Genomic DNA, 7,015 nt, shown 5'->3' with positions numbered 1-7,015 from the left:
TTTAGTTTTGGTATAAAACCCAAGAAGAGAATAGCGGCGCGAAGCGCCGCTATTCTCTTCTTGGGTTATCGGCAATATCATGTTGAGGTTACGTAAAATGTCTGATGCTACAAGTTAATCAGGTTGGTTAAGATCGTGTGAATTTTTCTGGCTCTGATAGAGATATCCGATAGTTGCTAAGTAGCTAGGCGCAATTAAATATAAAATCCCAAAACCTGTAGCGCACGCTACAGGTTTTGACTCTGGGTTTTAATTATGCCCAGCTACTTACATAACGATCGCAAATCGAGTCTTTGCCCTCAACATCCCCAATCGAACTGATGAGCGCAACGAACATTAGCAACCAGCCCAACTTTAATCTTGTCGCAGTACTTCAAGCCACCGTTGAAATTTCACGGGAAGTAAATGTCGATCGGCTAATCAGTTTGAGTCTTAAGGTCATTCTCAATATCTCAGAATCACAGTTGGGTGCGGTGATTTTAGTAGATCGAGAAGAATTACCGAGCATGGCAACCCTTGCAGAGCGATCGCCAAATCGAGAAATAATCCAACATTTACCCATCGACTGCGCCAATCCTACGAGTTTGCCCTTAATGGTGCGCGAGGCGCTCCGCGATCGGATGGAAACGCACTGGAGTCAGAAACAACCCTCAGCCCATTTTGCCTGCGATCCCTATTGGCGCGAGCATCCCCCCCAAGCCGCCCTATGTATTCCACTATGGGAATCGGGCAATTTATTGGGGGCAATTTATTTAGAAGATTATGATCGGGAAAATTTATACCAACCTGAACTATGCCAAGTTTTGCGATCGCTATGTCAACAGGTCGCGATCTCCCTATGGCGATCGCATCAATTGACCAGCATTGATCAAGGTCGAGAAATTGAGGAAGCCTTACAACGCAGCAATTCCCTTTTGAAATCGCAGCGCGAAGCCTCCGTAGATGGAGTATTGGCAGTGGACGAGCAAGGACGGATTGTGAGCTATAACAACCGTTTTTGTCAGTTGTGGCAAATCCCTGAAGCCGTACTGCAATCCGTGGAATATGGAGGCTTGTTGAGCCTGTTACAGCATCACCTCCAACTACCAGAAGGACTGGTGGAAGCTCTAGAAAATGCCTACGATTCGACAGAAATATATACCCAACAAGAGATTTATCTTGCAAATGATCGCGTGTTTGATTGCTATTCGGGACAGGTACATTCTCCCGAAGGTAAGTTTTATGGCATGGTGTGGTACTTTCGTGACGTAACGGAACGCATTCGTATCCAGCAAGAACTACAGGCAGAAAGAGATCGCTCGGAAAGCCTATTGCTAAATATGTTGCCCGAAGGAATTGCCAAAAAACTCAAGCATAGTCGCGCATCGATGGCGGATGGATTTGAAGAAGTATCGGTTTTGTTTGCCGATATTGTTGGCTTTACCGAACTCTCTAGTAATATGTCCCCCACAGAAGTCGTCGGTCTGCTCAATCGCATCTTTTCTATCTTTGACAATTTGTGCGATCGCCATAAACTTGAAAAGATTAAAACGATCGGCGATGCCTATATGGTTGTGAGTGGATTGCCTCAGCCTAGAGGCGATCATGCGATCGCGATCGCCAATATGGCTCTCGATATGCAAAAAGCGATCGCCCATATTAAATCTCGCGATGGCGTACAAATTGCGATGCGAATTGGGATTAATTCTGGTCCAGTAGTTGCAGGCGTGATCGGGACAAAGAAATTTATTTACGATCTTTGGGGCGATACGGTCAATGTTGCTAGCCGTATGGAATCCTTAGGAACAGCAAATGCCATTCAGGTTACAGAATCTACCTATATCCGCATCCGCGAACAATTTAATTGTGAAAAACGCGGCATAATCATGGTTAAAGGCAAGGGAGAAATGATGACCTATTGGCTAAATAGCAGGAAAGAGATTAATACCAAACTCAAGATAGCTTAGAAGCCAATGAGAGAAGCAATGATACTCTTTTAGAAATTTAATTTTGTCCTCAGACCAAAGCTCAAAATGGCGTAGCCATTTTGAGCTTTGAAAACCCTTGCTAGGCTTAGTTTTTAATTCACAAAAGTGTTGTTACACTTTTGTGAATTGGTATTATATGATACAAATAGTTTAAAGTTTTTTATAATTTTCGTTTACGCCTTATTGCCGATTACGTTTCTGTTGTCGTTCAGGCTACAAATAATGGGAGCGAGTTTTAATTTATTGAATTCTTTCGTTATGCTCTATATCGCAACTTTATGAAAAGGATAACCTATATCAGCAACTTCTCGCGATCGCTGATCAAATCAGAAATCGAGAGTATTGGTCATGTCTCGCAAAAGCATAATTCTCAAGAAGACATTACAGGGGTATTGATGTCCTGTGGCAGTATGTTCTTTCAGATTTTAGAAGGAGAAGATGGGCGGGTCGATCGCCTATATGCCAAAATCTTAAAAGATGAGCGCCACCATCAAATTCGCTGTCTTAAATCTGAAGAGAATATCGAACAAAGATGGTTTCCAGACTGGCCGATGGAGATCATTATACTAGATGAAAAAAATGATTTGTTATTGCAACCGATCAAGATCCTCTTGCAAACTCTGGGGGAATCCAAAATAATTTTAGCAAATTATACCCATTCAGGGGTTTTGCAAGCGATGGAGAATGGAATTAATCCGCTCACGCTGATTCCACGCTACACCGAGAAGATCATCTTCTTCGCCGATATAATGAGTTTCGCTAGTATCACGGAAAAGCTGCAAGTAACCGAAGTTGTGGAGTTGCTCAATCAATTTTTTACAGTTTGTACTAATGCGATCGCCGCAAGGGGAGGCGAAGTTACGAAGTTTATTGGCGATTGCGTGATGGCTTATTTTGATGGCGATCACGCCGATGAAGCTCTACAAGCAAGTCTCGATGTTCTGTCAGAACTAGAAAATTTACGCAATCAATCACCTGTTAATAGCCCTTTGCGCGTGCTTTATGTGGGGATTGGGTTGTCTAAGGGAACGGTTTTAGAAGGGAATATTGGTTCTCAAACCAAAAAAGAATATACGATCATTGGCGATGCGGTAAATGTGGCAGCTAGAATTGAATCGCTTACTAGACAGTTAAATCGATTTTTAGTGTTTTCGGCGGCGGTGAGGGAGGGGCTTAGCGATTCTTGGAAACCATTAAGGCTGGGAGATTTTTATGCGAAAGGTAGAGAAGCGATCGTTGAGGTTTATTCCATTGATGCTCCTTTAACTTCTCAAAAATCAGATTTTTATGCCCTCAACCAAGAAATTAGGGAACAGCTCGATCTAATCGGAAGTGAAACGTCAGAACCTAGCAAACAACGCAAAACACTATTTATGCTGTACGATCGCTAGTAGCGATAAATATAAACTCCATGATGTCAAACCTTTTAGATAACCGCTATCGCGTCACTAGCGTCCTAGGCAGTGGCGGCTTTGGGGAAACCTATCTGGCTGAAGACACCAAAATGCCATCCAACCGTCGATGCGTGATCAAGCAGCTTAAACCTGTCGCGGATAATCCGCAAATGTATGAGTTATTACAGCAAAGGTTTCATCGCGAAGCAGCGGTCTTAGAAACTTTGGGAGAGGAAAATCGCTATATTCCTAAGCTTTATGCTAACTTTGCGGAAAATGGATTGTTTTATCTAGTCCAAGAATGGATTGATGGACTGACCCTAACCGAAACGATCGAACGTGGCGGGAAGTGGGCTGAAGATGCCGTCAGACAATTAATGATTAGTATTCTCCAAACGCTGATCTACGTTCACGATCGCGGTATTATTCATCGAGATATCAAGCCTGATAATATTATTTTGCGATCGGGAGAACCCGTATTAATTGACTTTGGGGCAGTCAAAGAAACCCTCAATGTCAGTACGATCCGCAGCTCGACGCAACAGGCTCATTCGATCGTCATTGGTACGCCAGGGTTTATGGCATCAGAACAGGCGGCGGGACGACCTTTTTTTGCGAGCGATCTCTATAGCCTTGCGCTCACCGCCATCTTTGCCTTAACGGGAAAATATCCGCAAGAATTGGGTACTGATCCGCAAACAGGAGAGGTGCTATGGCAGTCTCATGTCGTTAACATTAGCACAGCCTTAAAATCTATCTTTACAAAGGTGCTCCAATTCGATCCGCGCGATCGCTATAGTTCTGCGAGGGAAATGCTGGAAGCCCTACAGCAAAGTCAAATCCGTCAAAATGCTCCTAAGCAAGTTCCCATTTCGCCAGCGATGTCGAATATGCAGACTGTGGCGGTAACACCCAGAGGCTATACCCCTCCTTTCACTCCCCAGCAATCCATTTCCGCTCAACCTCCCGATCACTCAGTCTATGTTTACCAATCGCAGCAAAATCCGCAGAAAAAGATATTAGGGCAGATCGTAGCTACGGTAATCGTGGGTGGGGCGATCGGCGCGGCGATCGCTTTAGGTGTTGTCATCTCGCAAAATGGCGGTATTGTTGCTCTTTGGAACAAATTCTCTCCCTTCAATAGACCCGTTGCTAAAGTTCCCTTCTATTTTCTTGCCGATTCTGCTTATAAAGACAAAGAATCGGCTGGGTTTCGAGTAGAGAAGTTAAAGTCACTAGGGTATAAAGATGCTGGCATGTTTTGGATACCCGACTATCCCAACTTAGGAAATAATCAATTTCAGCAGGTATATACCAGCCAATTTAAAGATTTAGATAGTTGTATTGTGAAGTTGCAAGAACATCTCAAATATATTGATGATGCCTATTGCGCCTACGCCAGTCTTGATGCTAAAGCTAGTTCTCAACGCTTTACAGGAAGCGATTTGCCCCCTTCATCCTCCCCCTCCCCTTCTCCAACGGCGACTCCCACAAAATCACCAACGGCAACTCCATCACCGACAAGACCTTCTCCTGAGCAAGCCGTCCGAGATTATTACAACCTGATCAACGATCGCCAATTTCAAAATGCATGGCGCAATCTCACCCCAAAATTTCAACGCGATCGCGCTGGTGGATATAAGTCTTTTACCGATTGGTGGGGAACTGTGAGTCAAGTTTCTGTTAATGGTGTGCGGATTGTTGAATCTAAAGAGAATTCCGCAATCATTGATATGGATATCACCTACCAAAAGGGTAAGGCGATTTTCCCTGAAACCCTTAGGATGAGTTTAGTCTGGGATGAATCGTCGAAACAGTGGCAAATTAATGAAACGCAAAGACAGTAATCTATGCTATGGCAGATGAGTGGCGGCGCTTTGCGCCGCCACTCATCTTTGAGGGTTTATGTCCTGAGCAAACCTTATACCAATTCACAAAAGTGTTGTTACACTTTCGTGAATTAAATTTGTGAATTAAAACCCAAACCTAGTAAGGGTTTGAAAAACTAAAAATGGCGTAGCCATTTTTAGTTTTGGTATTACGTTGCTATATTCAAAAATGTTTAAAAATCTAGATTAAGACCGAGAAGATGCAAAATCCACCACAAGTCAGTATCATTATGGGCAGTGACTCCGATCTGCCAACCATGCAAGGCGCGATCGCCATTTGTCAAAAGTTTCAAATTCCCTATGAAGTCGCAATTATCTCCGCTCACCGCACCCCTCATCGAATGGTAGAATTTGCCAATAATGCCCATATACGCGGCATTAAGGTGATTATTGCGGGGGCGGGCGGTGCGGCGCATCTTCCTGGAATGGTGGCGGCGCTTTCTCCTCTGCCTGTAATTGGTGTACCCGTTTCCACTCGACAGCTTAATGGTGTGGATTCGCTCTATTCGATTGTGCAGATGCCTAAGGGTATACCCGTTGCCACGGTAGCGATCGGCAATGCTGATAATGCAGGACTGCTTGCGGTACAGATGCTCGCTAGCCACAATACCGAACTGCTCGAACGCGTAATTACCTATCGTCAATCCCTAGCGGATATGGTAATGGAAAAGCAAAGTAAACTCGATGATTTAGGAAGTGAAAGATACCTGCAACAGATGTGATGCGATTGTTACAGCGCTTTGCGCTCAAACCCAAACCAAGGAAATTTTTGAAAGCGTTGCTTCGCAACGCTTTCAAAAATTTCCTTGTGGTTCGTTTGATCGATAATTGCTGGAATTTGATCGCTATTTGGTGCGATCACTTTGAGATTCCCACAATGGCGTTGCCATTGTGGGAATTGGTATAAGAAGAAAGGGTTGGCGCTTTGCGCCAACCTTTACGGCGACAGCTATAAATACAAATAAAAGTCTTTTACTAACCTAAGGTAATCTTGTGTATAAACATGTTTCTCCTCTTCGATGGTTAGGAAAGTCTCTTGGACAGGATATTTAGTGGGACTCAACTCTAGCAATATGCGTTCGATTGCACTCTGGGGTATGGGTTTGATATAGACTTTGCGATCGCAAAACAGATCAAAATCCCTCGCATGATCTAAAAATTTTTGAGCCAAGTCGGTAGGGTAAATAATTGCCAAATGACCGTGGGGTTTGAGTAACTGACGAGCGATCTGAAGAATGTCAGTTTGCGGCAGACTATCGCTATGTCGAGCCAAGTTTCTGGATGCTTGGGGTGACTTGTAACTATTAATAAAAAAAGGTGGATTAGAAATAATGAGATCGTATTGATGGGGACAGGCGATCGCGAAGTCTTGAATTCTGGCTTGATAGATATTAATGCGATCGCCCCAAGGTGATTGCTGGATATTCTCTTTTGCCTGATGGTATGACTCAGTATCAATTTCCACGGCATCGATCGTCGTCTTTACCGATGGCGATCGCTGCGCTAGCATTAGTGCTAGCAATCCAGTCCCAGTCCCGATATCCAGAATTTGAGCGGGATCGGGTAGACTCGCAGACGCACCTAACAGAATGCCATCAGTCCCTACCTTCATCGCACAGCGATCTTGATTGACCGTAAATTTTTTAAAGCGAAAAGAAGAATTTTGAATTCTCATAAAATAAGTAGCTAGGCATAAGTATAGCTGTCGCCAATTGTACTAGGACATAAACCCCAAGAATTGACTGGCGGCGCGAAGCGCCGCCAG

5 protein-coding genes are annotated in these 7,015 nt (G+C 44.0%); 4 read left to right on the top strand and 1 reads right to left on the bottom strand.

Annotated features, from left to right (window positions below; all coding sequences use genetic code 11):
• Positions 1–320: 320 nt before the first annotated feature.
• The 4 genes from PSE7429_RS23920 (at position 321) to purE (ending at position 5,972) form a co-directional block, all read left to right on the top strand.
• Positions 321–1,946, top strand: a complete 1,626-nt coding sequence (locus PSE7429_RS23920) for an adenylate/guanylate cyclase domain-containing protein (RefSeq protein WP_009629187.1) — start codon at positions 321–323, stop codon at positions 1,944–1,946.
• A gap of 299 nt (positions 1,947–2,245) precedes the next feature.
• Positions 2,246–3,358, top strand: a complete 1,113-nt coding sequence (locus PSE7429_RS20085; protein ID WP_009629186.1) for a BLUF domain-containing protein — start codon at positions 2,246–2,248, stop codon at positions 3,356–3,358.
• A gap of 20 nt (positions 3,359–3,378) precedes the next feature.
• Positions 3,379–5,208 (top strand): serine/threonine protein kinase, encoded by a 1,830-nt coding sequence (locus PSE7429_RS20080; RefSeq protein WP_009629185.1) that lies wholly within the window; start codon positions 3,379–3,381, stop codon positions 5,206–5,208.
• Positions 5,209–5,450: 242 nt separating this feature from the next.
• Positions 5,451–5,972 (top strand): 5-(carboxyamino)imidazole ribonucleotide mutase, encoded by a 522-nt coding sequence (purE, locus tag PSE7429_RS20075; RefSeq protein ID WP_009629183.1) that lies wholly within the window; start codon positions 5,451–5,453, stop codon positions 5,970–5,972.
• Between the two features lie 227 nt (positions 5,973–6,199).
• Here the strand turns inward: purE and PSE7429_RS20065 are convergent, their stop codons facing one another.
• Positions 6,200–6,925, bottom strand: coding sequence for a tRNA1(Val) (adenine(37)-N6)-methyltransferase (locus PSE7429_RS20065; protein ID WP_009629182.1), 726 nt, complete (start codon positions 6,923–6,925; stop codon positions 6,200–6,202).
• Positions 6,926–7,015 lie beyond the last annotated feature (90 nt).

The sequence above is a fragment of the Pseudanabaena biceps PCC 7429 genome, from assembly GCF_000332215.1.
Classification (GTDB): Bacteria; Cyanobacteriota; Cyanobacteriia; order Pseudanabaenales; family Pseudanabaenaceae; genus Pseudanabaena; species Pseudanabaena biceps.
This window is presented reverse-complemented; position numbering and strand designations above follow the sequence as displayed.